General features: G+C 73.3%; 23 protein-coding genes. 5 read left to right on the plus strand and 18 right to left on the minus strand.

Annotated features, from left to right (window positions below; genetic code table 11):
• The first annotated feature begins 235 nt into the window (after positions 1-235).
• Complete coding sequence (locus tag AB0399_RS00005) at positions 236-976, plus strand: N-acetylmuramoyl-L-alanine amidase (RefSeq protein ID WP_329366610.1); 741 nt, start codon at positions 236-238, stop codon at positions 974-976.
• 67 nt (positions 977-1,043) lie between these two features.
• Here AB0399_RS00005 and AB0399_RS00010 read toward each other — a convergent pair whose 3' ends face one another.
• Both AB0399_RS00010 and AB0399_RS00015 read right to left on the minus strand, forming a co-directional pair.
• Entirely contained in the window at positions 1,044-1,856 is an 813-nt protein-coding gene (locus AB0399_RS00010; RefSeq protein ID WP_366409691.1) for a maleylpyruvate isomerase family mycothiol-dependent enzyme, read from the minus strand.
• 159 nt (positions 1,857-2,015) lie between these two features.
• On the minus strand, positions 2,016-2,255 hold the full coding sequence (locus tag AB0399_RS00015) for a hypothetical protein (protein WP_328467098.1): 240 nt from the start codon (positions 2,253-2,255) through the stop codon (positions 2,016-2,018).
• Positions 2,256-2,552: 297 nt separating this feature from the next.
• On the opposite strand from AB0399_RS00015, the gene AB0399_RS00020 reads away from it, so the two are divergent.
• Complete coding sequence (locus tag AB0399_RS00020) at positions 2,553-2,768, plus strand: DUF4287 domain-containing protein (protein ID WP_329366604.1); 216 nt, start codon at positions 2,553-2,555, stop codon at positions 2,766-2,768.
• A 53-nt stretch (positions 2,769-2,821) separates the two neighbouring features.
• On the opposite strand, the gene AB0399_RS00025 is transcribed toward AB0399_RS00020, so the two are convergent.
• The 7 genes from AB0399_RS00025 to AB0399_RS00055 form a co-directional block, all read right to left on the minus strand.
• Positions 2,822-4,675 carry an ABC transporter ATP-binding protein gene (locus tag AB0399_RS00025; RefSeq protein WP_366409805.1) on the minus strand — a complete coding sequence of 618 codons (1,854 nt, stop codon included), beginning with the start codon at positions 4,673-4,675 and terminating at the stop codon, positions 2,822-2,824.
• A gap of 107 nt (positions 4,676-4,782) precedes the next feature.
• Complete coding sequence (locus AB0399_RS00030; RefSeq protein ID WP_366409692.1) at positions 4,783-5,772, minus strand: ABC transporter permease; 990 nt, start codon at positions 5,770-5,772, stop codon at positions 4,783-4,785.
• Positions 5,769-6,713: an ABC transporter permease gene (locus tag AB0399_RS00035; RefSeq protein ID WP_366409806.1), complete on the minus strand. Its 945-nt coding sequence runs from the start codon at positions 6,711-6,713 to the stop codon at positions 5,769-5,771. Before AB0399_RS00035 ends, AB0399_RS00030 begins: the two co-directional genes overlap by 4 nt.
• 70 nt (positions 6,714-6,783) lie before the next feature.
• The gene (locus AB0399_RS00040; RefSeq protein WP_366409693.1) at positions 6,784-8,502 is read right to left on the minus strand and encodes an ABC transporter substrate-binding protein; all 1,719 of its coding nucleotides are present in this window, start codon (positions 8,500-8,502) and stop codon (positions 6,784-6,786) included.
• A gap of 228 nt (positions 8,503-8,730) precedes the next feature.
• The gene (locus AB0399_RS00045; RefSeq protein ID WP_329366598.1) at positions 8,731-8,829 is read right to left on the minus strand and encodes an Ms4533A family Cys-rich leader peptide; all 99 of its coding nucleotides are present in this window, start codon (positions 8,827-8,829) and stop codon (positions 8,731-8,733) included.
• Between the two features lie 84 nt (positions 8,830-8,913).
• Positions 8,914-9,279 (minus strand): hypothetical protein, encoded by a 366-nt coding sequence (locus AB0399_RS00050; protein ID WP_329366596.1) that lies wholly within the window; start codon positions 9,277-9,279, stop codon positions 8,914-8,916.
• Between the two features lie 141 nt (positions 9,280-9,420).
• Positions 9,421-10,728 carry a glycoside hydrolase family 16 protein gene (locus AB0399_RS00055; RefSeq protein ID WP_329366594.1) on the minus strand — a complete coding sequence of 436 codons (1,308 nt, stop codon included), beginning with the start codon at positions 10,726-10,728 and terminating at the stop codon, positions 9,421-9,423.
• Positions 10,729-11,528: 800 nt separating this feature from the next.
• Between AB0399_RS00055 and AB0399_RS00060 the strand changes: the two genes are divergently transcribed.
• Positions 11,529-12,581, plus strand: a complete 1,053-nt coding sequence (locus AB0399_RS00060) for a DUF4157 domain-containing protein (RefSeq protein ID WP_366409807.1) — start codon at positions 11,529-11,531, stop codon at positions 12,579-12,581.
• Positions 12,582-12,614: 33 nt separating this feature from the next.
• Here the strand turns inward: AB0399_RS00060 and AB0399_RS00065 are convergent, their stop codons facing one another.
• The 5 genes from AB0399_RS00065 to AB0399_RS00085 all read right to left on the minus strand — a co-directional run bounded on the left by AB0399_RS00065 (position 12,615) and on the right by AB0399_RS00085 (position 18,323).
• Positions 12,615-13,058, minus strand: coding sequence for a cysteine/serine endopeptidase inhibitor (locus AB0399_RS00065; protein ID WP_329366592.1), 444 nt, complete (start codon positions 13,056-13,058; stop codon positions 12,615-12,617).
• Between the two features lie 157 nt (positions 13,059-13,215).
• Positions 13,216-14,130: a sigma-70 family RNA polymerase sigma factor gene (locus AB0399_RS00070; RefSeq protein WP_366409694.1), complete on the minus strand. Its 915-nt coding sequence runs from the start codon at positions 14,128-14,130 to the stop codon at positions 13,216-13,218.
• 95 nt (positions 14,131-14,225) lie between these two features.
• Positions 14,226-16,535 (minus strand): regulator, encoded by a 2,310-nt coding sequence (locus tag AB0399_RS00075; RefSeq protein WP_366409695.1) that lies wholly within the window; start codon positions 16,533-16,535, stop codon positions 14,226-14,228.
• A 37-nt stretch (positions 16,536-16,572) separates the two neighbouring features.
• A complete protein-coding gene (locus tag AB0399_RS00080) occupies positions 16,573-17,892 on the minus strand; it encodes an NtaA/DmoA family FMN-dependent monooxygenase (protein ID WP_366409696.1) in 1,320 nt (439 codons plus the stop codon).
• Positions 17,893-18,203: 311 nt separating this feature from the next.
• Positions 18,204-18,323: a putative leader peptide gene (locus AB0399_RS00085; protein WP_366409697.1), complete on the minus strand. Its 120-nt coding sequence runs from the start codon at positions 18,321-18,323 to the stop codon at positions 18,204-18,206.
• Positions 18,324-18,565: 242 nt separating this feature from the next.
• On the opposite strand from AB0399_RS00085, the gene AB0399_RS00090 reads away from it, so the two are divergent.
• The gene (locus tag AB0399_RS00090; RefSeq protein WP_366409698.1) at positions 18,566-19,267 is read left to right on the plus strand and encodes a response regulator transcription factor; all 702 of its coding nucleotides are present in this window, start codon (positions 18,566-18,568) and stop codon (positions 19,265-19,267) included.
• On the opposite strand, the gene AB0399_RS00095 is transcribed toward AB0399_RS00090, so the two are convergent.
• From AB0399_RS00095 to AB0399_RS00110, 4 genes are all read right to left on the minus strand, one after another.
• Positions 19,239-20,462: a sensor domain-containing protein gene (locus tag AB0399_RS00095; RefSeq protein WP_366409699.1), complete on the minus strand. Its 1,224-nt coding sequence runs from the start codon at positions 20,460-20,462 to the stop codon at positions 19,239-19,241. The genes AB0399_RS00090 and AB0399_RS00095 overlap by 29 nt on opposite strands.
• Complete coding sequence (locus AB0399_RS00100; RefSeq protein ID WP_366409700.1) at positions 20,455-20,607, minus strand: hypothetical protein; 153 nt, start codon at positions 20,605-20,607, stop codon at positions 20,455-20,457. The genes AB0399_RS00095 and AB0399_RS00100 overlap by 8 nt, the downstream gene beginning before the upstream one ends.
• A 134-nt stretch (positions 20,608-20,741) precedes the next feature.
• Positions 20,742-22,112 (minus strand): FtsX-like permease family protein, encoded by a 1,371-nt coding sequence (locus tag AB0399_RS00105; RefSeq protein ID WP_366409701.1) that lies wholly within the window; start codon positions 22,110-22,112, stop codon positions 20,742-20,744.
• Positions 22,109-22,870 (minus strand): ABC transporter ATP-binding protein, encoded by a 762-nt coding sequence (locus AB0399_RS00110; RefSeq protein WP_329366578.1) that lies wholly within the window; start codon positions 22,868-22,870, stop codon positions 22,109-22,111. Before AB0399_RS00110 ends, AB0399_RS00105 begins: the two co-directional genes overlap by 4 nt.
• Before the next feature lie 313 nt (positions 22,871-23,183).
• Between AB0399_RS00110 and AB0399_RS00115 the strand changes: the two genes are divergently transcribed.
• On the plus strand, positions 23,184-26,501 hold the full coding sequence (locus tag AB0399_RS00115; RefSeq protein WP_366409702.1) for a family 78 glycoside hydrolase catalytic domain: 3,318 nt from the start codon (positions 23,184-23,186) through the stop codon (positions 26,499-26,501).
• Positions 26,502-26,508: the final 7 nt, after the last annotated feature.

A 26,508-nucleotide genomic window follows, 5' to 3' on the forward strand; every position in this document is an offset into this window, starting at 1 on the left:
GGGCTTGTCCGAGTAGGCCCACTACGAGGACAACCCTCCGCCTTGCGATCGCACGCACCAGACGCCACGGGCCCCGCCCTTTGGGCGGACGGCGCTACTTCCAAAACACGGCCTAACCCCGCGGGCCCGGCCAGGCGGCCAGGCGCGCCGACAGCGCGGCCCCCGACACCCGGGAATTCACCCGAACGGCCCGCGCGGATGTCCCGCGCGACCGAATGACCCGAGGCTGGTCAGCATGCGGCTGCACCGGCCCAAGCTGGCGTGGTACCTACCGGCACTGGCCCTCCTCGTGACCTGTTCGGCGCCGCAGCACCCGGCGAACGCGCCGCGGCAGGGCTCTGCCGCGATCCACCCGGTGTCGCTGCGGCCGAACGTCGTGCTGCGCGCGGGATGGCACGCGGACGAGAAGGACGTACGGCCGGGGCTGGTCTACGACCACTCGGTCAAGGCGGTGTTCGTGCACCACACGGACAACCCCAACACGTACGACTGCAGGACCGACGTCCCCAAGATGCTGCTGGCCCTCGAACAGCGCCATATCGCCCTGGGCTGGGACGACCTCGGCTACAACTTCATCGTCGACCGGTGCGGCGGCATCTACGAGGGCCGGACCGGGAGCGTCGACCGCGACCCGCGGGGCTCGCACACCGAGGGCTTCAACAACGACACCGTCGGGATAGCGGCGCTCGGCAACTTCGGGGGCGGGCAGAAGGTGCCGCACGCGATGCTGGAGGCGATCGCCGAGATAGCCGCCTGGAAGCTCGACCCCGGGGTCAACCCGCTGGGCCGGGTGCGCCTGGTGTCGAGCAACAACGCGAGCCTCTACCGGAAGGGGACGGCCGCGGAGCTGAACGTGATCTCCGGCCACCGCGACGTCTACCAGACCGACTGCCCGGGCCAGGCGCTGTACGACGACCTGCCCTGGGTCCGGCAGGAGGCCGCGCGGCTGCGGCAGCAGGCCGCCCGGGACGGCTGACCCGCCGGGCCGCTCCGGTCACGGCACCGGCTCCGGTCACGGCATCCGGTTCCGGCCACTGCACCGGCTACGGCGCGGTGAAGAGCGCGGCGAAACCGGGCGCGAGCCAGGGCCTGCGACCCCAGGCGGCGATCTTGCCGCGGGCGAGGGCACCCATGCTGGTACGCCTGCCGAGCGCGAGCAGGAAGAACGTGACCGGCTCGGCCACGATCGTGCAGTCCGCGCGCCGCGGCGGCTCCCGCGTCACGGCCACCGCGCCGTCGGTGAACGTCACGGCGAGCCGGGGCCCGCCGCGCAACCTCAGGGCGTAGCAGGCGTTGTGGCCGGTGGCGGAGCGCGGGTCGACCACCCGGGGCATCGCCGTGGTCAGGAACGGCAGCGTGAGCGCGACCCGTTCGCGGTCGATCATGTGCGGCCGGCGCAGCGCCACCGCGATGTCGTAGCCGTGGCCGAGCATGTGGGTCAGCAGATACGAGCCGAGGGTGCCCAGATCCATCGGGCCCATCGGGGTGAGCACCTGCTCGTCCGCCGACCGAGCCCCGGTCGCGTCGGTGAACGCCTTCGCGTGCCGCACGATCTCGTCCGCCAGGATGGACGGGTCCCGCTCCGTGAAGGCTTGCAGGGAGGCGGAGTTGGCCGCCGCCAGGCCGCCCGGGGTCCCGTCGCCGTACGGCCGCTCTCGGCCGGCGGCGAGGTCGGCCATCAGCGCGTTGGCCAGGGCCAGATGGGCGGCTGCCTCGCCAACGGTCCACTGCGCGCCGGGAATCGGCGCGGCCGGGTCCGCACCCGCGCGGAGCAGTTCCGCGGTCCGCTCGGCGACGGCGTGGACGGCCGCGGACAGCGGTGACGCGGTGGTGGTCCCGGAGCGGGGGGTGTCCATGGTGCTGAAGGGTGACCCAACTCCGTACGTCTGTCCAGGGCCCCTACGTCCCCGCCGCCGCGCGGACCCGCGCCGCCCCCGTACGAGGAGGGCGGCGCGGATGCGTTCAGCGGGTGCGGGTGCGGGTGCGGGCGGCGGTGCCGGTGGCGCGCGGGCCGGTCAGTGCATCCACAGCAGGTACAGGCCGTTCGTGCCGTACTCGCAGATGTAGACCGGGCCGTGCACGGGCGCGTCGGCCTGGGCCTGGGCGACACAGCTGTCGTAGGTCGGGAAGTAGCCCATGAACATGAAGCCGCTGCCGGGAGGCGGGGACGCCTGCGCCGCCGTGGTGGCGACGCCGAGGCCGAGGATCGCGGTGGCGGCGACCGTGGCCGCGCGGGCGAGGACCTTCTTGCGCATGTGGATCACAACTCCTTTCCGGGCAGGCGGAGTTGCCTGCCGAATGGCCAGGGGTGTGGTGCAGGGGGTGGCGCGCGCGGCCCCCACACTGCCGGGAGCCGCCCTCCGTTTTCAATAGGTCCAGACCAATTGGTGACGGTGGGGCGGTTGGGTTTCCCGCGGTCACGCGCAGTGGCCCGCGCGGCCGGACCGATGAGTTTCGCCGGCGCGAGCGGTCCACTTGTACGAAGGTTCCGTTCCCGCGGCCGAAGACGGCCCGGGCGGACCGCACCGTCCGAAGCGCACGAGGAGATCGAGATGACCGCCGGCAGCCAGAACGGCCCCGCGAGCTACTTCCCCGCGATCGAGAAGAAGTACGGCCGCCCGATCGCGGAGTGGAAGGAGCTGATCCGTGCCTCGCCGCTGACCGGGCACATGGAAGTGGTCAACTGGCTGAAGGCCGAGCACGGGCTCGGGCACGGCCACGCCAACGCGCTGGTCGCCCACACCCGGGCGGAGGACGCGGCGGCCTGACCCCCGCCCGGCCTGACCCCCGCCCGGGTAGGGCGCGGCGGGTGGTACCGGTGCTACGGGCGGGCCGGGTCCGCCGCCGGTTCCTCCCGCGAGCCCGCTGCCGGGTCCGCCACCGAGCCCTCCTCCGTACCTGTACCTGTACCTGTAGCCGTAGCCGTACCCGTATCCGTTTCCGTACCCGCGCCGGCGCGGGCTTCCCTGCGGGACCTGGCCAGGGCCGGGTCGAGCACCGGCACGGCGGCGAGCAGGCGCCGCGTGTACGGGTCGCGCGGGTTGCCGTACACCTCGTCGGCGGTGCCCTCCTCGACCACCCGGCCCGCCCGCATCACCGCGACGCGGTCGCTGACCTGGCGGACCACCGCGAGGTCGTGGGCGACGAAGACCAGCGACAGCCCCAGGTCCCGCTGGAGTTCGCCGAGCAGGGCGACGACCTGGGCCTGCGTGCTGACGTCCAGCGCGGAGACCGGCTCGTCGCAGACCACCAGACGCGGGCGGGGCGCCAACGCCCGGGCGATGCCGACCCGTTGGCGCTGGCCGCCGCTGAACTCGTGCGGGTAGCGGTGGTACCAGGACGGTTCGAGGCCGACCCGCTCCAGCAACTCGCCCACCCGCGAGGTGATCTGCTGCTCGGTGAGGTCGCCCGCCACCCGCAGCGGGTCGGCGATCGACTCGCCGATGCTGCGGCGCGGGTTCAGCGAGGAGACCGGGTCCTGGAAGACCATCTGCAACTCCCGCCGCAGCGGCCGCAGTTGCCGCTCGCCGAGCCGCACGATGTCCTTGCCGCGGTAGCGGACGGCGCCTTGCGTGGGGTCAAGCAGCCGGACCAGCATCCGCCCCAGCGTGGTCTTGCCGCTGCCGCTCTCCCCGACGACGCCGAGGGTCTCGCCCTCCCGGACCACCAGGTCCACGCCGTCCACCGCGGCGAACCGGCCCCGGCCGCGCCCGAACTCCTTGCGCAGCCCGGCGGCTTCGAGCAGCACCTCGCCGCCCTGCCGCGGGTCGGCGACGGCCGCGCCGCTCAACTCGCGTGCGGGGGAGCCCTTTTCCCGGTCCGGTACCCCTTCCGGCGACGGTTCCGCTTCCGCCACCGATGCCCCTTCCACCGCCGGTTCCGCTTCCGCGGCGACCGGAGCGAGCCGGGGCACCGCGGACAGCAGCGCGCGCGTGTAGGCGTGGCCGGGGTTCGCCAGCACCTCGCCAGTGGGGCCGGATTCGACTGCGGCGCCGTGCTGGAGGACCAGCAGCCGGTCCACCGTGCCGGCGGCGACGCCGAGGTCATGGGTGACCAGCAGCAGCGCCAGGTCGGAGCCGGTGCGCAACTCGTGGAGCAGGTCGAGGACCTGCGCCTGCACGGTGACGTCGAGCGCGGTGGTCGGCTCGTCGGCGACGATCAGCCGCGGCTCGCAGGCCAGGGCCATGGCGATGAGCGCCCGCTGCCGCATCCCGCCGCTGAACTCGTGCGGCCGGGACCGGGACCGGCGGGCCGCCTCGGGGATGCCGACCCGGTCCAGCACCTCCACGGCCCGGGCGCGGCCGGCGGCGCGGGAGACCCGGCGGTGCACCCGGTAGACCTCGGAGATCTGGTCGCCGACCGCGAGGTAGGGGTCGAGCGCGCTGAGCGGGTCCTGGAAGACGACGGCGGCGACGCCGCCGCGCAGCCGCCGCAACTCCTCCTCGGGCGCCGTGAGCACGTCGGTGCCGGCCACCCGGACCGTCCCGCTCACCTCGGCGCCGGTGCCGCGGTGCAGCCCGAGCAGCGCGTACGCGGTGGCGGACTTGCCCGAGCCGGACTCGCCGACCAGACCGAGTGCCTCGCCGGGCCGCAGGGTGAAGCCCACCCCGTCGACGGCCCGTACCGTCCCGGACTCGGTGCGGAAGTCGATCCGCAGGTCGGCGACCTCGACCAGCGGCGCGTCCGTACGCCCGGGGGAACCGACCTCGGCCCCGGCCCCGGCCCCGGCTTCCGGCGCGGACGTGGACGTGGACGTGGACGCGGACAGCGGAGCGTTGGCGGTCACGCCAGCACCACCCTTCGGTCGGTGAGGGCGTAGAGCACGTCGGCGACCGCGTTGGCGACCACCACCGCGAGGCCCATGACCAGGACGATTCCCACCACCACCGGCAGGTCCTTCAACTGCACGGACTGCACCAGCTGCTGGCCGAGCCCGGGGACGCCGAAGAGCGTCTCGGTGAGCAGCGCGCCGCCGAACATCGTGCCCAGGTCCAGCGCGGACAGCGCGATCACCGAGGCGAGCGCGCCCCGCAGCGCGTGCCGGCGGACGATCGCGCCCTCGGGCACGCCGTACGCGCGGAAGGTGCGGATGTGGTCCTCGGCGAGCGTCTCCAGCATGGAACTGCGGGTCAGCCGGGCGTACTTGGCGGCCTCGACCAGGGCCAGCGCGAGCCACGGCAGCAGCAGGTTCCAGGCCCACTGCTCGGGGTCGGAGGTCAGCGGCACATACGTCGGGTACGGCAGCCAGCGCAGCCACGAGCAGCAGACCAGAAGCAGCAGGATGCCGGTGATGAACACCGGTGTGGCCGTGCCCAGCAGGGTGAACCCGGTGAGCAGCCGCTCCACGAGGGTGCCGCGGCGCAGCGCGGACAGCAGGCCGGTGCCCACCCCGATGACCAGCCACAGCACCATGGCGCCCAGCGCGAGCGAGGCGGTGGCCGGCAGCTTCTCGGCGACGACGTGAGTGACCAGGTCGCCGGTGCGGTAGGACTGGCCCAGGCACGGCGCCGGGCAGTGCAGGGTGCCCGTGCCGGTGCTGTAGTCGTGGCCGGCGAACACCCCCTGCAGGAAGTGCCAGAACTGGACGTACACCGCGTCGTCGAGGCCCATCTGGGCGCGGACCTGGGCGACCTGGGCGGTGGAGCAGCGCGGCCCGCAGGCGAGTTGGGCGGCGTCGCCCGGGGCGAGGTAGAACACGGCGTAGAGCACGGCGGCCAGCACCAGCAGCACGGCGGCCGCCTGGAGCAGGCGCCGCCCGGCGAAGCGGATCACGACGCGCCCCCCTTGCGGGTGCCGATCCGCAGCCGGCTGCGCGAGCGCGGGTCGAGCGCGACCCGCACGCCCTCGGCGAACACCGTGAAGGCGAGCACCGTGACGAGCAGCAGCAGCGCGGGCAGCAGGACGTACGCGGAGTCGGCCTGGTACCAGGTGGAGGCGGTGGAGAGCATCTGTCCCCACGACGCGGTGGGCGGGTTGACGCCGATGCCGAGGAAGGAGAGGCCGGCCTCGGAGACGATGTTGCCCGGCAGCAGGATCGCCGCGTAGGTGAGCACCGGGGCGACCAGCGCGGGCAGCAGTTCGCGGCGCGCGGTGCGCCAGCCACTGGAGCCGGCCAGCCGGGACGCGGCCACGTAGTCGAGGGACTTCTGGGCGAGCACCTGGGCACGGACGATCTTGGCGACGCCGCCCCAGGCGAGCAGGCCGAGCACCAGGGCGAGCAGCAGCGGGCGCGGGAAGCCGCCGGGCACCACCGCGAGCAGCGCGATGGCGAAGACCAGCGCGGGCAGCGTGACGAAGATGTCGGCGACGCGGCTGAGCAGCCCGTCCACGGCCCGGTTGCCGAGCCCGGCGGCCAGCCCGAACGCCGTGCCGATCACGACTTGCAGGATCGTGGCGCCGAACGCGACGGCGAGCGAGGTGCGCGCGCCGTAGACGAGCCGGGCGAACAGGTCGCGGCCGGTGCCGGGTTCGACCCCGAGCCAGTGCGTGCCGCTCACCCCGCCGAAGTGGCCGAGCGGGACCGCGCCGGCCCTGGAGTCCAGCAGCGCGGCGTGGTAGCTGGTGGTGTCCTGGCCCTCGACGGCGGCCAGCAGCGGTGCGGCCACGGCCACCAGCACCAGCAGCGCCACCACGGCGCCGCCGGCCAGGGCGGCGCGTTCGGCCCGCAGCCGGCGCCAGAACTGCCGTCCGCCGGGGATCGGCCCGCCCGGCACCGGGTCGCCGGAGGACGGTCCGGCCGCGGCCGGACCGTCCCCGGCGAGGGTGAGTTCGACGCTCACGACGTCACTTCACCGCGGCCTGGGAGATGTCCAGCACGCCGGTCCAGTCGCTGATCACCACGTTGCGGATGTTCTTGCCGAACAGCCGCTTGTAGACGGGGTGGACCAGCGGCACGGTCAGCGCCTGGGCGCCGATCTTCTGGTCCAGGGCGCCCCAGCGCTTCGCCGCCGCGCTCAGGTCGGTGATCTTGTCGATGGCGTCGATCTCGTTGTTGACCGACGGGTCGTTCAGCTGGGAGCTGTTGAAGTTGTAGCCGTCCTTCACGATCTGCCGACCGTCGAAGATCGGGCCGAGGAACGGGCCGCCGGACGGCCAGTCGGCGCCCCAGCCGGCCAGGAACAGACCCGGCTCGGTCTTCACGCTGTAGACCTTGTCGTCGAACGCGTTGTGCTCCAGGCCGTCGAGCTTGACGGTGATGCCGGCCTTCTTCAGCGCCTCCTGCACGGCGGTGGCGACCTCGGGGCCCTCCTCACCGCCCTTGTTGGTGTCGTGGGTGAGGGTGACGGTCAGCCCGTTCGGGTAGCCGGCCTCCTTCAGCAGCTCGCGCGCCTTGGCCGGGTCACCGCTCTTGCCCGCCGGGAACGGGTCGTAGGGCGTGTAGCCGAACGCGGCCTGCGGGGGCAGGAAGGTGGTGGCGGGCTCGGCGAGCGAGGAGCCGCCGTCGGCGTCCACCACGGTGGTCCGGTCGATGGCGTACGCGACGGCCTCGCGCACCTTGATGTTGTCGAACGGCTTCACCTTCGGGTTGAACGCCAGGTAGTCGGTGTAGCCGAAGTGGCCGGTGCCGACCCGGGCGGACAGCGCCTTGTCCCCGGTGGTCTTGGCGAGCTCGGCGGGGCCGAGGTTGGTGTCGGTGGTGACCGCGTCCGCGTCCTTGCCGACGCCCGCGGACAGCCGCTGGTTGATCACGGCCTGGTCGAGCCCGGACTGCACGTCGATGGTGTCGGGGTAGGCGCGCCGCTGGTCGTCACTGGCCTGCGACCAGTTCGGGTTGCGCCGCAGCACGATGTGCTCGCCGTTGTTCTGGTTGCTGACGACCTCGTACGGGCCGGAGGAGACCGGGTGCTCGGCGTACTTGGTGCCGGTGTCCTTCGCCTTGGGCACCGGCGCGAAGGAGGTCTGCGTGGCGAGCAGCGGGAAGTCGCCCTCGGGCTTGCGCAGGTGGAAGACGATCGTCTTCGCGTCGGGCGTCTCGATCGAGGACAGCCCCTTGGGGTCCTTGTACGGGCCCTGGTAGTCCTGCGCGCCGACCAGCCAGTCCCGCAGGTAGGGGGCGCCGCCGGACAGCTCCGCCGCGAAGGAGCGCTCGATGTCGTACTTGATGTCGGCGGTGGTGATGGCCGTGCCGTCCTGGTACTTCAGCCCGTCCTTGAGGTGGTACGTCCACACCGTCGCGTCCTTGCTGGGCTCGCCGGTGTTCGTGGCCAGGTCCGGGACGACCTTGTTGCCGGCCGCGCCGTTCTCCCGCGCGCGGGTGGTCAGGGTGCGGTAGACCAGCGAGGGGACGTTGCCGCCGCCGGAGGTGTAGAGCCGGGCGGGGTCGAAGTTGTTCTGCGGCTGGTTGTTCAGCACGTAGAGGGTGCCGCCGCGGTGCGGGGTGGAGTCGGAGCCCTTCGCGGCCGAGTCGGCGCTCTTGGGGCCGCAGGCGACGGCCCCTCCGGCGAGGGCGAGACCGACGGCTATGGCGCCCAACTGCCGTGGAGACAGGGACAAGCGAGACATGGCAGGGCCTTTCCCCGGGCGTGCGGTCGCCCGGGCGGGGGGAGGCGCGCGCCCGGGGCGCGCGGGACAAACGGGGATACGGGGATGCGGGGATGGGGCGTCATGCGGGGGATGGTCGGCCCGGGTGGTCAGCTGACCGTGCGGGCGGACCTGCCGGAAAGACCCCGGGCGCGGCAGACCCCCGACCGCGGTCGGGGGTGGCTCGGCGAAGGGGGGCCGGGTGCGCGATCAGCGACAGTGCACGTCGGCGACGCTGTGCCCGGTCACGCCGATCAGCGCCAGCTCGATGCTGGCGCGGACCAAGGGGCGGATGGGGCACAGGTGCATGGCAGAAGAGTGCGCAGACGCACCACGAATTGTCAAAGTCGGACGTTGATGATCACAAAGGAACACTTATGCACAGGGTGGGCCCTAGGGGCGGACGGCGCGGCGGACCTGCCACCAGGTGAGCCCCGCCACGGCGGTGGCCGCGACGGCGACCGCGATCTGCGGCTTCAGCCGGTCGGTCGGGCCGTTCACCCGCCTCGCGCGCACCGCCCCGTTCGACTGCCAGCTCAGGGTCGAACCGTTCGACTGCCCCGACAGCCACGAGCCGAACGACTGGAACGACCCGAGCGACACCGCGGACATCGCCGACCCCAGCGACCCGAACGACCCGAACGACGCCACCGACCCGACGGACAGCACCGACCCGGCCGCCCCGATGGACAGCACCGACTCGGTGGAGGCGATGGACAGCAACGAGTTGTGCGACCGGATCGACCAACGTGACGACATGCCCCCATCCTCCCCGATCACCCCGGTGCGGGCCACAGCGCGGGGTGCCCCGCGGGGGCGGGTCGCCCAGGGTGGCACCGTCCGCTCCCGGCGCGGGGGTTGGCGTTGGCGGGGGCGCGGGGCGCCGGGAGCGGGGTGGGGTCAGCTCTGGGTGTAGGTGTAGTGCGGGGAGTCGTACTGCGGGCCGTTCTTCTCGTAGGTGAACCAGTAGGTGACGACCGAGCCGGAGGTCAGGGAGCCGACGTTCTGGGTCCAGGTTCCGCCGTTGTCGGTCATCCGGAGGTTCTGCTGGCCGCCGCCGTTGACCTGGTAGTGCACGTCGACGTAGGCCGCGGGGGTGGTCGGCGTGAAGCTGATCAGCGCGTCGCTCGCGTCGACCCGGGTGGCGTTCGCGGTGTAGTCGGAGGTGGTGGTGCCACCGGTCGTGCTGCCGCCCGTGGTCGTGCCGCCGGTGGTGGTCCCGCTGGTCGTCCCGCCGTCGGTGCTGCCGGTCGTGGTGCCGCCGGTGGTCGTGCCGCCGGTGGTGCCGCTGCTCCCGCCGGTCGTCTGGTAGACCGCCATCCAGTCGACGCTCATGCCCGCGCCGGAACTGATGTCGGCCGACGGCGAGGTGCAGCCGCAGACCTTGTTGGGATACGAACCGCCGATCGCCACGTCGAAGATCGCGAAGAAGCCGTGGTCCACGGCCGCCTGCCAGGTGGCCGTGGAGACCTCGTTCTCGTCGACGGTGTAGGTCAGGTTGCCGTCGAGGTAGAACCGCAGCTGCTCGGCCGAGGTGTTGGTGCGGTCCACGATCACCGAGTAGGTGTGGTACCCGGTCTGGCAGCCCCCGCACGCCTGGAGCCCGCTGCTGATGCCGTCCGGGTCATGGCACTCCCCGGCCCAGACGCCGCAGTGGAAGGTGGTGGAGTGCTGGCTCAGCGCGTTGACGTCCTCCATGATGTCCATCTCGCCGATACCCGGCCAGTTGGTCGCCCCGACCGGCCTGGCGTCCGCGCCCATCGCCCAGAACGCGGGCCAGTAGCCCAGCCCGCTGGCCGGGTTGGGCTGCTCCAGCGACGCGCTGATCTCCAACTGGCCGCCGGCCGGCGCGGCGAAGTCGGTGCGCTGGGTCTCGATCCGGCCCGAAGTCCACTGCCCCGACGCGTCCTTGACCGGCTTGATCACCAGATGACCGGCGCCGTCCTGGTAGACGTTCGTCGTCGAGTCGGTGGCCGTCTCCAGCTCGCCGGTGCCCCAGTTCGCCGCGGCGCCGGGGTAGTTGTAGCCGGTCCCGGTGTCGTAGAGCCAGTTCGACCGGTCGAGTCCGGTGCCCGCGGCGCCGTTGAAGTCGTCGCTGAAGACGGTGCTCCACCCGGTGGGGGGTGCCGGCGCGGCCACCGCGGCCGAACCGCCGGAGACCGTCAGCGCGAGCACCCCGGCGAGCAGCAGGAGGAAGGCGCTGAGCACGGCGATCGGCCCCCGCCGACCACGACGGCGGCCGGGCGGACGGAGACGGAGCGGGGGACGGAGAGGGGGCGGGGGACGGAGCCGGAAACGGTTCTGGCCGCCTTGCGCGGCACCGGAGTTCGGCATGCGTGTCACGGGTGATCCCGACCTTTCTGCGGGTGCGACTTGGACCGCGGTGAGGCCGGACGCGGCGCGGAGACCGGAAGGTGCGCACCGGGGTGGGGGGTCCCGTCTCCTTCGCACCGCGTCGTGAGAGCGCTCTCAGAGCGGCGGATCGAGGCGAGTGTCGGGCTCCCGCCAGGTTCACGTCAAGGCGTCGGGCGGGATCGGGTGGGAATGCCCGCGGGTGCGGGGAGCGGGCGGTGGTGACCCGGGGGCGGGTGCGGCGGGGTACCCGGGGAGGCGTGCGGCGGGGTACCCGGGCGTGGCCGGTAGGGACACGCAGGAGGGGTACGCGGGCGCGTCGGCGGGGACCCCCTCGCCCGGCGTGCCACCAACCCCGGCTCCGTACGGCCGGGTTGACCTGCCTCCGCCACCCCGGTGCGGGAACCGCGGAAGAGTGCCCCCTTCGCCCTCCAACGGTGCCCCGGCGTACCTGGACGGGCGCCGGACGCTCCGGGTAGAACAAGAAGATCCGCTTGCTGGAGGAGGAGAACGTGGCTTCTGCCATGGACAGGGAAAACGCTCGCGCGCAAGGACGCGCGGCCGCTCCCGGGCGTCGCCCCCACGCTCCCGCGCACGCGCCCTCCCGAGGGATTCTCGGCCTTCAGAGCACGGCCGGGAACGCCGCCGTCGTGCAGATGCTCCGCAACGGCGGACCCGCCGGCGGCCGGAACGACCATGAGCACAGCGCCGGTTGCGGCCACGGCACGGAACAGGCCGCCGTGCAGCGCTCCGCGGTCCACTCGGTGCTGCAAGGCCCGGGCCGACCGCTGGACGCCGCGCTCCGCTCCGAGATGGAAGCACGCCTCGACGCGGACTTCTCCAACGTCCGTGTCCACACCGACAGCGCCGCGCAGCGCTCCGCGGCGGAGATCGGCGCCCGCGCCTACACCTCGGGCAGCCACGTGGTCATCGGCCAGGGCGGCGGCGACAAGCACACCCTCGCCCACGAGTTGACGCACGTCATCCAGCAGCGCCAGGGCCAGGTGGCCGGAACGGACCATGGCAACGGGCTCCGGGTGAGCGACCCGTCCGACCACTTCGAGCGCACCGCCGAGGCCAACGCGCAGCGGGTGATGAGCGGCCCCGTACCCACCAGGGGCCACGAAGCCGGCCACCAGGCCGACGACGCCGCCGGCGCCGCACTCACCCCGACCGTCTCCCGGGCGATCCAGCGCGTGTACGGCGGCCGTCACTACGTCCAGTACGGCAACACCACCAACGACGTGGGCACGTACATGAGCGCGGAGCTGCACCCCCGCTCCCTCGGCAAGGGCAGCTCCCCCCGGGTCAAGCCCTCGTGGTGGCCGTCGTCGAAGACCGCCACCGGCGCCTGGTTCGCCCGGAACATGGTCCAGGGCCACCTCCTCAACGAGAACCTCGGCGGCCCCGGGAACACCCTGACGAACCTCACCCCGCTCACCAAGACCGGAAACTCCAACCACCTTCACTACGCAGAGGCGAACGTGAAGAAGGAGATCAAGAACGGCAACGTGGTGGAGTACGAGGTCGTCGCCCACTTCGACGGGATCACGGGGCGGGAGCTGGGCGCGTCAGGCTCGGTGGCGGCCGACATCGACCAGAACTACCAGTACGTCATCCCCTCCCACCTCGCCTGCGACGTCCAGGTGTACGACCCCCGGGGCAAGTGGCTGTACGGCGAGAGCTGGTACGTGCGCAACACCAAGTAGCCCGGCGCAGCCGGCCGGACGCCTGGCGTGGTCTCAGGAGAGGGCCGTGCCGTCGGAGTTGACGAACTGCCAGGTGATGCCGGTGACGACACCGGTGCCGGTCGGGGCGAACTCGGTGAACGCCGGCTCGCTCAGGTCGATGTGGGTCGCGTCGCAGCTCGGGCACTTGTCCTCGACCGGGACGGTGATGGTCTGGCCGTTGTAGGTGACCTGGACCGAGATCCCGTCGCACAGCGGGTCGTTGTTCGGGTTGGCGGTGGTCCACCACTGGTACGACACGGCGACCAGGTACTGGCTGGACGCGTCGATGGGGGTGCCGCAGGCGCCGTAGCCGGCGTCGTCGTAGTACGTCATCTCGCCGGTCATGGGCTGGCCGATCGGCACGTCGGCCGCGGCCGGCCCGCCGCCGAGCAGAAGCAGCGCCGAGGCGCCTGCCGCGCCGCCGATCCAGTGGCCGATACGTCGCGCGATGCGCAATGTCCTTCTCCTGTCCGTCTGTTCAGCGTGGGGGGACTGAGCAAGCGTTCCGAGCAAGGCGTTCCGTGCGGCGCGCTCCGAGTACGGCGGGTCCGCATCTCTGACGGTACGCGAACAAGCGCTCCCCGGGTACGGGGCCTCACCCCGCCCGGGTGCCCTACCGCTCGGCGCCTTCCCGTTCGGCGTCCTCGGGGGGCGGGCAGGGCGGCAGGTGCATGGTGGCGAGGCGTTCGGGGTCGCCCACCGAGAGGATCTCGACGATACGGCCGCCGGCCACCGTGCACGCCATGACGCTGTGCGGCTTGCCGTTCGCGCGCCAGGCGATGATGCCGGTGCGGCCGTTGACCCGGGCGGGGCGGGCGATGATCGAGGTACCGGCGCCGAGCCGGGCCCGCTCGGCCACCGCGGTGGCGCCGTGCCGGACCACCAGACCGTGCGGAGCGTAGGAGCGCCAGGTCACGTCCGGGTCGAGCACCTGGAGCAGCCCCTCGAAGTCGCCGTGCCGTGCCGCCGCGAGGAACGCCTCGACCACCGCGCGCTGCTCCCGCTCGCCGGACGGGCGCGGGGTGCCCCGCACCTTGCGGCGAGCCCTGCTCGCGAGCATCTTCGCGGCGTCCGTGGACCGGTCGAGGATCTGGCCGATCTCGTCGAACGGCACCGCGAACATGTCGTGCAGCACGAACGCCAGCCGTTCGGCGGGGCCGAGGGCGTCGAGCACCACCAGTAGCGCCAGCCCGACCGACTCGGCGAGCAGCGCGGCGTCCTCCGGGGCGTCCTCGCCGTCCTCGGTCACCACCACCTCGGGCGGCGGGTCGTCGTAGGCGGCCTCGGGGTGGGCCCGGCGCGAGCGCAGCACGTCGATGCAGACCCGGCCGACCACGGTGGTGAGCCAGCCGGCGAGGTTGTCGATCGCGGCCGCGTCCTGGCGGGCCAGCCGCAGCCACGCCTCCTGCACCGCGTCCTCGGCGTCGGCCCGCGACCCGAGCATCCGGTGGGCCACCGCCACGAGCCGCCCGCGCTGCTCCTCGAAGGCACCCGCCAGTGCTTCGTCCCGAAGCGGTCCGGTCGTCATCTCGTCACCTTCCTCGATCAAGCCACGTCACCGCTGTGACGCGCCCGGGAGGAGGAAGGTAACCGGCCGGGATTCCCCCGGTGCGCCGGGGGCCGTCATTCGTGGCCGACGCCGTCGGGCAGCAGGGCGGCGGCCAGGGCGGTCGGGCCGTGGGCGGCGGCTCCCCGCGCGTACGCGACCGCGTACCCGTCGTCGCCCAGCGCCGCGCGGGCCGTTCGCTCGCAGCGGTCGCGTATCGGCTGGAGTTCCGGCGCCCCGCGCTGCGGGTGGCCGACGCTGCGCCAGTACGCCCCGCCGGTGCCGTAGACCGACGCGGCCTGTTCGGCGCGGCCGGCGGCGGCGAGCGCGGCGGCCAGCAGGTCGAGGCCGAGCGCTATGCCGAAGGAGTCACCGAGCAGGTGCTTGCTCTCCAGCATGGTGCGCGCGTACGCGACCGCGTCCTCGGGCTCGGCGGAGAAGAGGGCCACGACGGACAGCTGGTAGTCCAGGTAGGAACGCGTCCACACCTCGCCGATCTCCACGCAGTGCCGGCGCAACTCCAGTGCCCGCGCCCGGCCTTCGGCGAAGTCGCCCAGCGCGGTGAGGGAGAGCACCTCGACGAGGTGGCAGCGCAGCCGGTCGGGTGTGTCGAACGCGGAGCCGGGGACGGAGTCCAGCGCGTGGCTGCGGAGGGTGCCGGGAACGTAGCCCGGGGCGGACCCGAGCGCTTCCCGTACGGCGTCCAGGGCCGTACGCGACTGCCCGGTGAGCATGCCCAGCAGGCCGGTCAGGCAGGCGGCGGCGGCCAGGTCCTCGCTGTCGCCGCGCATCGCGACCATGGCCTGCACCCGGTCGCTGATGTCGGCGGCGCGGTCGTACTCGCCCTGGAGGGTGAGGGTCGCGCCGAGTCCGATCAGGGCGCGGGTGCGGGCGGGGCCGGGCGCGGTGTGCTGCTCCAGGGCGCGCTCCAGGTAGGACCTGGCCTCTTTGAGGTGACCGCAGCAGGTCCAGAAGTAGACCAGCAGACCGGCGAGTTCGGCGGCCGCGGCGCTGTCGTGGTCGAGCCAGTGGTCGAGCGCCGCGCGCAGGTCCGGGTGGGCTTCCTCGATCCGCCGGTAGCCGAGGAGCTGGTCGCGCCCGGACCAGGCGGCGTCGGCCCAGCGGGCGAGCCCGGTGAAGTAGTCGGCGTGCCGGTCCTGGGTGCCGGCGACCTCGCCGAGTTCGCACAGCCAGGTGTGGCCGTACTCACGGATGGTGTCGAGCATGCGGTAGCGGTCGCCGGAGCCGGCGTTCGGAGCGGTGGCGGGTACAGATACGGGACCGGGTGCGTGTGCGGGGCCGTTGCCGTTGCCGGACGTCGGTAAGGTGCCGGGCCCGGACTCGGTTCCGGTCCCGGGCTCCGCGCCCGGCCCGATCCTGCGGACGACGGACTGGGCGACCAGCCGCTCCAGGGTCGGCGCCACGGCCGCGGCGCCGAGCGGACCACCGGCGGCGACGGCCTGGGCCGCGGCGAGGTCGAACGCGCCGCGGAAGACGCTCAACCGCGCCCACAGCAGCCGTTCCAGCGGCGCGCACAGCTCGTGGCTCCAGCCGATCGTGGTGCGCAGCGTCTGGTGCCGGCGCGGCCAGGCGTACCCGGGCGAGGCCAGCGTGTCGAAACGCGAACCGAGCCCTTCGGCCACCTCGGCGACGGCACCCGGCCCGACCGAACCGACCCGCGCGGCGGCCAGTTCGATCGCCAGCGGAATGCCCTCCAGCCGGCGGCAGACGGCCTCGGCCGCCTCGGCCGCGCCCGGCTCGGCCAGCGGCGCGCGGCCCAGCCGGTCGGTCACCCGGTCGGTGAACAGCGCGAGCGCGTCGGGGCCGTCGGCCGGCAGCGGCAGGACCTCCACGAGTTCCTCGACCGCCGAGCCCAGCGGGCGGCGGCTGGTCGCCAGCACCGTCAGCCCGGGGGCCGCGGTCAGCAACTCCCCCACCAGATAGGCGCACGCGTCGATCAGGTGCTCGCAGGAGTCCAGTACGAGCAGCAGCCGCCGGTCGGCGAGCCACTCGCTCAGCGCGTCCAGCGGCATCCGCAGCGAGTGGTCCGCGAGGTCCACCGCGTCGCTGACGGTGGAGAGCAGCAGCTCGGAGCTGTCCAGGGTGCTGAGGTCGGCCCACCAGGCACCGTCCGGAAAGTGCCCGCGCCCCGCGCCCGCCTCGCGTTCCGCGCCTCCCGGGACCCCCGTATCCGCCTCGCCCGGACCGCCCCCGGTATCCGCCTCCGCCGCTGCAAGTGCTGCCCGCTGCGCCAACCGTGTCTTCCCGATCCCGCCGGGGCCCGTCAGCGTCACCAGCCGGTGCCGGGCCAACGCCCCCTCCAACCGGCCGAGTTCCGCTCCCCGACCCACGAAACTCGATGTCTCCTGAGGAACGTTGCCCGTCATGACCTCAGCCTGACACCAACCGGACACGGAGGGAAACTCACCCGTCACTCCGGTCCCCGGCCCCGGCACGGGGCGGGAGTTCGAGGCCGAGGTTCTCGCGGAGGGTGCTGCCCGTGTAGTCGTCGGCGACGACCTTGCGTTTGCGCAGTTCGTTGAGGAGCCCGTTGACGACGAAGTCGTGCTGGCGCGGGTCGGCGAGGCCGCTGAGCGAGATCACGTCGAGCACGCCGGCCCGGAAGCGTTCCTCGACGGCGTCGGCGAGTTGCTCGGGGGTGCCCGCGACGGCCCAGTGCCCGGTGTCCTGCGCGGCGATGACCAGTTCGCGCAGCGTGTAGCCCTGGCGGGCGTAGCCGGCGAAGATGTCGACGCGGCCGCGGCGGCGGTTGACCGTGGTGACGTCGGGCAGCAGGCTCTCCGGCAGCTTCGCGTCGAGCGGGAGTTCCGACAGGTCGACGCCGCCGCCGAGCATGTCGGCCACCTGCGCCCGGCCGCGTTCGAAGTCGATCGACTCCCGCTTGTCGCGGACCAGTCGGCGTGCCTCCGCCTCGGTGGCGCCGTACGTCGCGTGGAACGAGCTGAAGATCAGCGGCAGTCCGCCGGGCCGGCCGAACCGCTCGGCCTCGGCACGGATCTTCCGGGTGAAGTCCGTCGCGATGTCGAGGGTGGGGAGCGAGGTGAAGACGATCTCGGCGTAGCGCGCGCCCAGCGCCCGGCCCGCCTCGGACTGCCCGGCCTGGATCTGCACCGGGCGGCGCTGCGGCAGCGGCGGGATGTTCAGCGGTCCGGCCACGGTGAAGTACCTGCCGGCGTGGTCGATGGGGCGCACCCGGTCCCGGTGCAGCGTGGCCCGGCCGTCCGGGCCGGCGGTCAGCGCGCCCGGTTCCCAGCTGTCCCACAGCGCGTTGACGACCTCCAGCGACTCCGCGGCGCGCGCGTACCGCTCCTCGGGGCTGGGCAGGTCGCCCGGGCCGAAGTTCTCCTCGCCGACGGAGGAGGTCACCAGGTTCCAGGCGGCCCGCCCGTTGCTGACGTGGTCGAGGGTGCCGAAGAGCCGGGCCAGGTTGTACGGGTGGTGGAAGGTGGTCGAGACGGTCGCGATCAGGCCGATCCGCGAGGTCACCTGGCTCAGCGCCGAGACGAAGACCAGCGGCTCCTGCGACCCGATCGCGCCCTGGGCGCCGAAGCTGAGGAGGTCGGCGGTGAACAGCGCGTCGATCCGCGCCGCCTCGGCGAGTCCCGCCACCCGTATCGCGGTGTCCAGGGTGGAGCGGGCGGGGTCGATCGCCAGGTCGTAGGTCTCCGACGTGCCGCCGGCGCCGGTCACGGTCTTCAAGGTCCTGGGCGGCTTCGCGTTCACAGTTGGTCCCATCTCACCGCTGGCGGTGACGTCTCGGGGCTGGGGTTCAGGGGTTCAGGGGTTCTGGGATTCACGGGTACGGGGGATCGCGCGTACGCGGGTTCGTGGTTCCGCGAGCGCGTGAACTCACGCGTGCACGCCTTCCCGGAGCCTTCACGGCGAAGGCGAAAGCGAAGGTGGCGAAGGCGAACGGGCGCCCGGGCAGCGGAAGTCGACCCCTTCCGGGCTCCCTGCGGACGTGCGGCGCGGCGCCGGCGGAAAAGGGCGCGCGTCGACCGCTCAGCGCGGGGGAGAGGCGGGGCGGGCCGTCGTCAGCGACAGAGCGCGGTCTGGGTACGGCACAGGTCGACGTGACGCCGCTTCGTCCAGCCCGGCAGCGGAACCGCGGTCCCGGCCGGCCCGACGCGCGTTGCCCTCACGATGACTCCCATCGACCCGGGCGGCCGTCGAACGGCAGCCCTTCGACCCGCGGCTCAGGCGATCCAGGCGCCCCTCAGCCGCTCCTGACGGTACGGAACGAACGTACGCGGCAGGTGGGCGCCCCTGTCAAGACCGCCTCGGACCAGCCCGCGCCGCCCTGCGGTGCGCCGCCGCTCACCGTCGCGTCGAGTACGGGGCGGCATCCCGCCCCGTACGTACGCGCCGAACGCCTGCCTCGGCCGATAATGGGGTGGTGAGCAACCGGCGTCTGCGCGTGGTCCTGGCCGAGGACTCCGTCGTTCTCCGTGACGGCATGGTCGAACTGCTCGGCGCCCGCGGGTGTGAGGTGGTGGCCGCCGTCGGGACGGCGCCCGGGCTGCTCGCCGCGGTGGTCGACCATCGGCCCGACGTGGCCGTGGTGGACATCCGGATGCCGCCCACGCAGACCGACGAGGGTATCCGCGCCGCCGTGGAGATCCGCACGAGGACGCCCGGCGTCGGCATCGTGGTCTTCTCCCAGCACGTCGAGACCACCTGGGCCTCCCGCCTGCTGGCGGGCGGCGCGGCGGGCATCGGGTACCTGCTGAAGGAACGCGTCGCCCGCACTTCCGAGTTCGTGGACGCGCTGCACCGGGTCGCCGACGGGGGCACGGCACTCGACCCGGAGATCGTCACCCAGCTGATGCGGGGTGGCCGGCGCAGCCGGGTGGACACCCTGACGCCTCGCGAGCGCGAGGTGCTGGAGCTGGTGGCGCAAGGGCACTCCAACCGCTCCATCGCCTCGCTGCTGGTGGTGTCGGAGCGGGCGGTGGAGAAGCACGTGGCCGCCGTCTTCACCAAGTTCGGCCTGCGGGCGACGGACACCGACAACCGCCGAGTGAAGGCCGTCCTCACCTACCTGGCGGAGAACGGCAGCCGACCGGCCGTCACAGACGCGTCGGCAACTCGGCGGTGACCACGGTCGGTCCGCCGGGCGGGCTGTCGATCCGCAGCGCGCCGTCCACCGCCGCGAGCCGTTCGGCCAGGCCCGTCAGGCCGGTGCCGACGCCGAGCGCCGCGCCGCCGCGCCCGTCGTCGCGCACGGACAGGACGACCCGGCCGTCGGTCGCGCTCGCCTCGACTGCGGCCGAGCGGGCAGCGCTGTGCTTGGCGACGTTGGTGAGCAGTTCGGCGGCGCAGAAGTAGAGGGCGCGTTCGACCACGTGGTCCGGTCGTTCCGGCAGGTCCAGGTGGAGGGTGACCGGCACCGGCGAGGTGGCGGTGAGCCCTGGCAGTGCCTCGCCGAGGCCGCCGTCCAGCGTCACCGGGTGGATGCCGCGAGTGAGCCGCCGCAGTTCGGTGACGGTGTCGTCGGTCTGGCCGCGGGCGCGTTCCATCAGGGCGCGCAGCCGGGCGAGGTCCGGGCCGGCGGCGGGAGCGAGCGCGTCTTCGGCCAGCGAGAGGGTGATGGCCAGGGCGACCAGCCGGGCCTGGGTGCCATCGTGCAGGTCACGCTCCAGGCGGCGGAGCTCGTCGTTGTTCTGCGCGAGCAGCGTGGCGCGGGCGGTCTCCAGTTCCCGGACGCGCCGTTGGGCACGGGCCGGTCCGAGCAGCAGCCGGGCGAGCCGCCGGTTCACTCCGCTCAGCGCCCGAACCGCGCCGGGCACCGCGGCCAGGACCACCAGGCCCAGCGGTGTGGACGCGGCACCCATCCAGGGGGCGGGGCGCGGACCCGGTTCGAGCAGGCGTACCCAGAGCGGGAAGCCGATCAGCCAGCCGCAGACGAGGGGAACCGCCACCGCGGCGGCGAACCCGAGCACGCCGAGCGGCAGTCGCAGTACCAGATAGAGCAGCGACCGCCAGGCGATCGGGTCGGTCAGCACGACACGGCCACGGGCGACCACGCCCGCCGGGCGGGGCAGCCTGGCCGGCTGCTCGACGCGCTCGCCGAGCAGCCGGCCGACCAACTGCCGGTGCAGCGCGCCGAGACCGCGCGCGCCCCTCAGCGCGGCGGCCACGAACGGCAGGCCGAACACGGTGAGCGAGAGCAGCGTCCCCGCGTAGAACACGGCGAGGGCGTAGGCCCCGCCGAGCAGGGCGAGCGGCAGCCCGACGACCGCGAAGGCCCATTCGCCGCCCCGGACGGACAGGTAGCGCCGTTGCTCAGCCACGGTCGGCCACGGGGACCCGCGCGGGCCCGCCCGACGCGGGGGACAGCACCCGGCCGGCGGGCGGCGCGCCCGCCGACCCCTCCCGGGTGGGCGCCTGTTCGCCGGCCGTGCTCCCGCGGGCCGACTCGTCGCCGCGCTCAGTCACGGCTGCCTCCCGCCAGTCCTGCCGCGGGCCCGCGTATCGTTCGCAGGCCTGTGGCCGGGATGCCGGGGAGGGTCAGTGTTGTTGCGTCCGCGGCGATTCTGGTCGTGCTCTTGCTGGGCGGCCTGTTGCGGTGTTCAGTCATGGCTGCCTCCCACTAGCTCTGCCGCGGGCCCGCGTATCGCTCGCAGGCCTGTGGTCAGGATGCCGGGGAAGGTCAGTGCTGTCGCGCCCGCGGCGATCCACCAGCAGCCGGCCACCGGGAGGGACGGCATCGGCGACCCGCTCACCGCCGTGCTGAACGCCGCCGACGCGGCGCCCGCGACCGCCGCGCCGAGCAGGACCCCCACCGCCGTGGTCAGCACCGCCTCCGCGGTCAGCATGCGCAGCAGTTGCGAGCGGGTCGCGCCGATCAGCCGCAACAGCGCGAACTCGCGGCGCCGTTCGGCGGTCACGGCGACCAGGGTGTTGAGCGTGGAGACGGCGGCGAAGCAGACGAGCAGCGTCAACTCGGCCTGACGCAGCCAGACATCCGTGGCGGAAGTGACGCTGGACGCCGCCGCGCCCGCAGCGTGCCCGGCGGTTCTCGTCATGATCAGCATGGTGCCCGACAGGCCCACGAGCAGGGCGACCGGCACCACGGCGGACGACAGTCGCCGCGCGTACCCGCGCAGGTTGGCGTCGGCCAGCCACCCCGCACCGGGTGCCAGCGCCCGTACCGGTGCGCCCAACAGGGCCGCCAGGACGCGCGCCGCGAGCGGCCCCGCCAGAGCGACCGCGACCAGCAGAACCAGCGAGCCGAGCAATGCCGCCTGACCCGCCTTGTCCACCTGCTCCGCAGGGCGCGTCGCGGCCAGCCGCAGCAGCAGGCCGCCGCCCACCAGCACGCCGATCGCGGCGAGCAGACGCAGCGCACCCGTCCGCCCGTGCTCGGTCGAACTCGCCGTGAGGGCGGCCGCGGGCGTGATCCGGGAGATCCGCCGTGCCGCCACGGCCGAGGCCGCCAGCGCGACGGCGAGCGCGACGGCCGGCGCCACCAGCATCGGGATCGGGTTCCACGGCACCCGCACCCCCGGCGCCGCCATCCCTCGCCGCTGCATCGCGGCGAGGAAGCCCCGGGCCGCCGCGGCACCGGCGGCCCAGCCCGGCGCGGTGACCACCAGCGTGGTCACCACGACCTGACCACGGACCAGGCGCCGCACCTGGCGGGGTGTCGCCGCGATGGTGCGCAGCAGGGCCAGCTCCCGGTGCTGCTGGCGCAGCGCGAACCCCAGCGCGTTGACCACGACGAAGAACGCGACCAGCACGGCGATCTCACCGAAGGCGCCGGCGATCACCATCAGGCTGGGCCCGGTGGTCGCCTTCCGGGCTGCCGCCGGGGCGGTGGCGCCGGCGGCGAACAGCAAGCCGAACAGGGTCAGGGTGGCGATGGCGAGGAAGAGCGCGACCGCCAGGCCGACGAAGGCAGCCGGACGGCGGCGCATCTGCCCGAGCGCGAGCGAGGTCACAGCCCTTCCCCGCCCAGCCGGCTCAGGGCTTCGCCGACCTGGGCGGCGGTGGGCCGGTCGAGTTCGTCCACCAGCACGCCGTCGGCGAGCAGCAGCGCCCGGTCCGCGTACCCGGCGGCCACCGGATCGTGGGTCACCATCACACAGGTCCCGCCGCTCTCGTCCACACCGGCGCGCAGCAGGGCGAGGATCTCGTGGCCGGTGGCCCGGTCGAGCGCGCCGGTCGGCTCGTCGGCGAACACCATCGGAGGACGGGAGACCAGTGCCCGGGCGATGGCGACCCGCTGCTGCTGCCCGCCGGACAGCTGCCCGGGCCGGTGCCGCGCGCGCCCGGCCAGCCCCACCCGGGCGAGCGCGTCCAGCACCCGGCCCCGGTCGGGCCGCTCGCCGGCCAGCCGGCCCGGCAACTCGACATTCTGCGCGACGGTCATCGCGGGCATCAGGTTGAACGCCTGGAACACGAACCCGACCCGACTGCGCCGCAGTGCCGCCAGCCTCCGCTCGGGCAGCCGGGACACCTCGGTACCGCCCCACCAGACAGAGCCCCGAGTGGGCCGGTCCATCCCCGCCAGGCAGTGCAGCAAGGTGGTCTTGCCGGAGCCGGAGGGCCCCATCACCGCCGTGAACGTCCCGGGCGCGAAGGCCACCGACACCCCGCGCAACGCCCGCACGCTGGCGGCACCGCGTCCGTACTCGCGGTGCAGGTCCTCCCCTCGGGCGGTGGTGCCCGTCCTGGTATCCCTTGTCGTCTCAGCCATGCCCTCATCCTCGGCGGGCGGAGCACGGCGATCGATCCTGCCCGCCCCCGCATCGGCAGTTCGGAAAACCGCACCCCGGTAGGCGCCGCGCCGCCTCGCTCGGCCCCGCCCCGCGCCGCTCGGCAATCCCGGCCCCGCGCCGCTCGGCAACCCCGGCCCCGCCCCGCTCGGCAACCCCGGCCCCGATGACGAATACGTTTCATCTTCATTGACAGCCCTCGCCGTTCCCATCAGGATGACAGCCGTCTCACCGCTGCTCTGAAGGAGGCTGTCGCGGTCTCCTCTGATGAATCGTTTCATTCGGAGGCTTGGAATGGCGCAGTCCCGACGGTCCGGTCACGGGCCCCTCCTGCTCCTGGCCGCGCTGACCGCATGGTTGACCGCGGTCGGCCTCGTCCTCGGGACCGCGATGCCCAGCGCCGCCGCGGGCCCCGTCGGTTCCCCGGGTTCCCCCGGTTCCGCCGCCACCCGCGCCGCCCCGAACCACCTGACCGTCGGCGGCCTGACCGCCCCCGCCGACGTCGCACCGGACGCCACCCCGCTGCTGGGCTGGCAGGTCGGCGCGGGCACGCAGCGCGCCTACCAGGTCGAGGTCGCCACCACCGCCGCCGCCCTGGCCGGCCGGCCCGACGTGTGGAACTCCGGCAAGGTCTCCTCCCGCGCCAACGGCACCGTCGCCTACGGCGGCCCCGCGCTGCGCCCCGCCGCCGGCTACGTGTGGCGGGTGCGCACCTGGGCCCCCTCGGGCGCCGCCTCCGCCTGGTCGGCCGCGGCCTCCTTCGGCACCGGCCCCGGCAAGGCGTGGCCGGGCGCCGCGCCCATCTGGGCCGGCAGCGCCTCCTGGAGCGACTACACCTTCCAGGGCAGCTTCGTGATCGACGCGAAGTACGCCAGCGTCACCTTCCGCGAGTCCGACACCCGCGACTTCTACCTGTGGCAGTTCAAGGGCAACGGCGAGAACACCATCGCCCCGCAGGTCCAGAAGGACGGCGCCTTCTCCAACCTCAAGGCGGCCGAGCCGCTGCCCTTCGCGCTGGTCGACGGCACGGCGTACGACTTCCGCGTGGTGGCCGCCGGTGCGACCTTCACCACCTACCTCAAGGCCGCGACCGGCACCGGGTGGACCCTGGTGGACACCACCACTGACGCCACCTTCGCCTCGGGCGGCATCGGCTTCCGCACCGGCAGCACCGAACAGGCCACCTTCGACGACATCACCGTCACCGCCCCCGACGGCACCGCGCTGTACGCCAACGACTTCAGCGACCCGGCGAACACCGACTTCAGCTGCGGCACCGTCACCGGCCAGGCGCTGTTCGTCGACAAGAGCAAGAACTGCGGCACCGGCTTCGGCGGCGCCGACTGGGCGTTCCTGCGCGGCGACACCACCCTGGCGAAGGGCCGGCACATCGCCTGGGCGCACCTGTACGCGACCGGCTCCTCCACCACCCCCGGCCGCCAGTTCGTCTACAAGATGTGGGTCAACGGCCGCTTCGTGGGCGTCGGTCCGACCCGGCCGGTCGGCACGGAGACCCGCTACGACGGCTACGACGTCACCTCGCTGCTGCGGCCGGGCGCCGCCAACACCATCGGCGCGCTCGCGTACACCACCAGCGACCAGCGCTTCCTCGCCGACCTCGTGGTCCGCTACACCGACGGCAGCACCCGGACCTTCGGCACCGGGCCCGGCTGGAAGGCGGAGAGCGGCGCCAAGGTGCTGCCGAGCGCGGGCAGCATCGGCACCAGCTACTACACCGCCCCGGTCGAGGACTTCGACGCCCGCGCCTACCCGACCGGTTTCGCCGCACCCGGCTTCGACGACGCGTCGTGGCCGGCGCCCGTGGTCAAGAGCGCCTTCGCCGACCTGGAGCCGACCCCGACCGCCAAGGTCCGGCAGAAGCCGGAGAAGCCCGCGTCGGTGGTCGAGTACGCCCCGGGCGACTACTACGTCGACTACGGCCGCAGCTGGATCGGCGGCCTCTCGCTCGACCTCACCGGCAGCGCGGGACAGCGACTGGACATCCGCTACGGCGAGGTGCCCGCCGGCACCGACACCGTCCGCTACAAGACCTCCGCGGGCAACACCTACGAGGACACGTGGACGCTGAAGGCCGGCGGCCAGCACCTGGAGACCTGGGGCCTGCGGGTCTTCCGCTACGTCCAGATCACCGGCGCCCCCACCGGCCTGCGCGCCGCGGACCTCACGGCGGAGGCGTACGTCTACCCGTTCGACGAGTCGGCCGGCACCTTCGACTCCTCGGACAGCTCGCTCGACCAGGTCTGGACGCTGTCCAGGAACACCGTGGAGATGTCCGACCAGAACCTCTACGTGGACTCCTGGGAGCGCGAGCGCGGGGTCTACGAGGCCGACTCCTACCTCCAGTTGATGGCGAACCTCTACACCGGCGGCGACGCCTCACTCGGCGACTACTCGCTCAACTTCCTCCTGTCGAGCCGCACCTGGCCGACCGAGTGGCCGATGTACCTGATCCTCGCCTTGCACGACAGCTACCAGACGACCGGTGACGCCACCGCGCTGGCCGCGAACTACGCGTCTCTACAGGGGAAGTTGCCCGACCGGTGGTTCGACCCGGCGAGCGGGCTGATCCACAAGACCACCGGCGACACCGGCGCCGGCAGCTGCAACGACTGCGACATCGTCGACTGGCCGGCCTCCGAACGCGACGGCTACGTCTTCAGCTCCTACAACACCGTGATCAACGCGATCAGTTACCGCAGCTACCGCGACATGGCCGACATCGCCACCGCGCTGGGCCGCACCGCGGACGCCACCGCCGACAACGCCAAGGCCGACGCGATCAAGTCCGCGGTGAACGCCACGATGTGGGACGCAGCCAAGGGCGCGTACCGCGACGGCCTCGACGACAGCGGCGCCCCGATCGGCCACTACGCCGTGCAGGCAAGCGTGTTCGCCACCGCGTTCGGCCTCGCCGACGACCAGCAGGCCGCGCGGGTCGCCGACTACCTCGGCACGCGCGGCATGGCGTGCAGCGTCTACTGCGCCGCGTTCATGATCCAGGCGCTCTACGACGGCAACCGGCCGGACCTGGCGCACGCCATGCTCACCTCCACCGGCACCGACAGCTGGCTCAACATGATCAAGGCCGGCGCCGGCGCGACCATGGAGGCGTGGGACCTCTCCTTGAAGTCCAACACCACCTACTCCCACCCCTGGGCGGCCTCGCCCGCCTTCGACATCCCGCAGGACATGTTCGGCATCCGGCCGACCACCCCCGGCTACGCCACCTTCGACGTCAAACCCCAAACCGCCGCGGTGCGTTGGGCCCATGTCACGGTGCCCACCGGCAAGGGGAGGATCGGCGCGGCCTTCGACACCGCGGCCGGCGGCCGGGTCGACACCGGGGTGAGCGTCCCGCCCGACTCCAGCGCCGACGTCTACCTGCCGGGCGGCTCGGCCACCGCCACCGCCGTCTACCTGGACGGGCGCCGGGTCGCCGCCACGTACGGCAACGGCTTCCTGCGGGTCGCCGGGGTGCAGCCCGGCTGCCACGTCCTCACCACCGACCCGGGAGGGTCCGCCTACCGGGACACCAAGCTCACCGGCATCTGCCCCGACGGCTACCGGGCTCCGGCGCGACACGGCCGGTAGGACGCGG

Source organism: Streptomyces sp. NPDC088194 (assembly GCF_040702025.1).
Taxonomy (GTDB): domain Bacteria; phylum Actinomycetota; class Actinomycetes; order Streptomycetales; family Streptomycetaceae; genus Actinacidiphila.

Excerpts from the sequence above, each read along its gene's own strand:
- AB0399_RS00015 (WP_328467098.1), bottom strand. The coding sequence starts at position 2,255 with ATGCGCAAGAAGGTCCTCGCCCGCGCGGCCACGGTCGCCGCCACCGCG.
- AB0399_RS00020 (WP_329366604.1), top strand. The coding sequence starts at position 2,553 with ATGACCGCCGGCAGCCAGAACGGCCCCGCGAGCTACTTCCCCGCGATC.
- AB0399_RS00115 (WP_366409702.1), top strand. The coding sequence starts at position 23,184 with ATGGCGCAGTCCCGACGGTCCGGTCACGGGCCCCTCCTGCTCCTGGCC.
- AB0399_RS00040 (WP_366409693.1), bottom strand. The coding sequence starts at position 8,502 with ATGTCTCGCTTGTCCCTGTCTCCACGGCAGTTGGGCGCCATAGCCGTC.
- AB0399_RS00005 (WP_329366610.1), top strand. The coding sequence starts at position 236 with ATGCGGCTGCACCGGCCCAAGCTGGCGTGGTACCTACCGGCACTGGCC.
- AB0399_RS00085 (WP_366409697.1), bottom strand. The coding sequence starts at position 18,323 with ATGGGAGTCATCGTGAGGGCAACGCGCGTCGGGCCGGCCGGGACCGCG.
- AB0399_RS00110 (WP_329366578.1), bottom strand. The coding sequence starts at position 22,870 with ATGGCTGAGACGACAAGGGATACCAGGACGGGCACCACCGCCCGAGGG.
- AB0399_RS00060 (WP_366409807.1), top strand. The coding sequence starts at position 11,529 with ATGCTCCGCAACGGCGGACCCGCCGGCGGCCGGAACGACCATGAGCAC.
- AB0399_RS00070 (WP_366409694.1), bottom strand. The coding sequence starts at position 14,130 with ATGACGACCGGACCGCTTCGGGACGAAGCACTGGCGGGTGCCTTCGAG.
- AB0399_RS00050 (WP_329366596.1), bottom strand. The coding sequence starts at position 9,279 with ATGTCGTCACGTTGGTCGATCCGGTCGCACAACTCGTTGCTGTCCATC.
- AB0399_RS00045 (WP_329366598.1), bottom strand. The coding sequence starts at position 8,829 with ATGCACCTGTGCCCCATCCGCCCCTTGGTCCGCGCCAGCATCGAGCTG.
- AB0399_RS00010 (WP_366409691.1), bottom strand. The coding sequence starts at position 1,856 with ATGGACACCCCCCGCTCCGGGACCACCACCGCGTCACCGCTGTCCGCG.
- AB0399_RS00075 (WP_366409695.1), bottom strand. The coding sequence starts at position 16,535 with ATGACGGGCAACGTTCCTCAGGAGACATCGAGTTTCGTGGGTCGGGGA.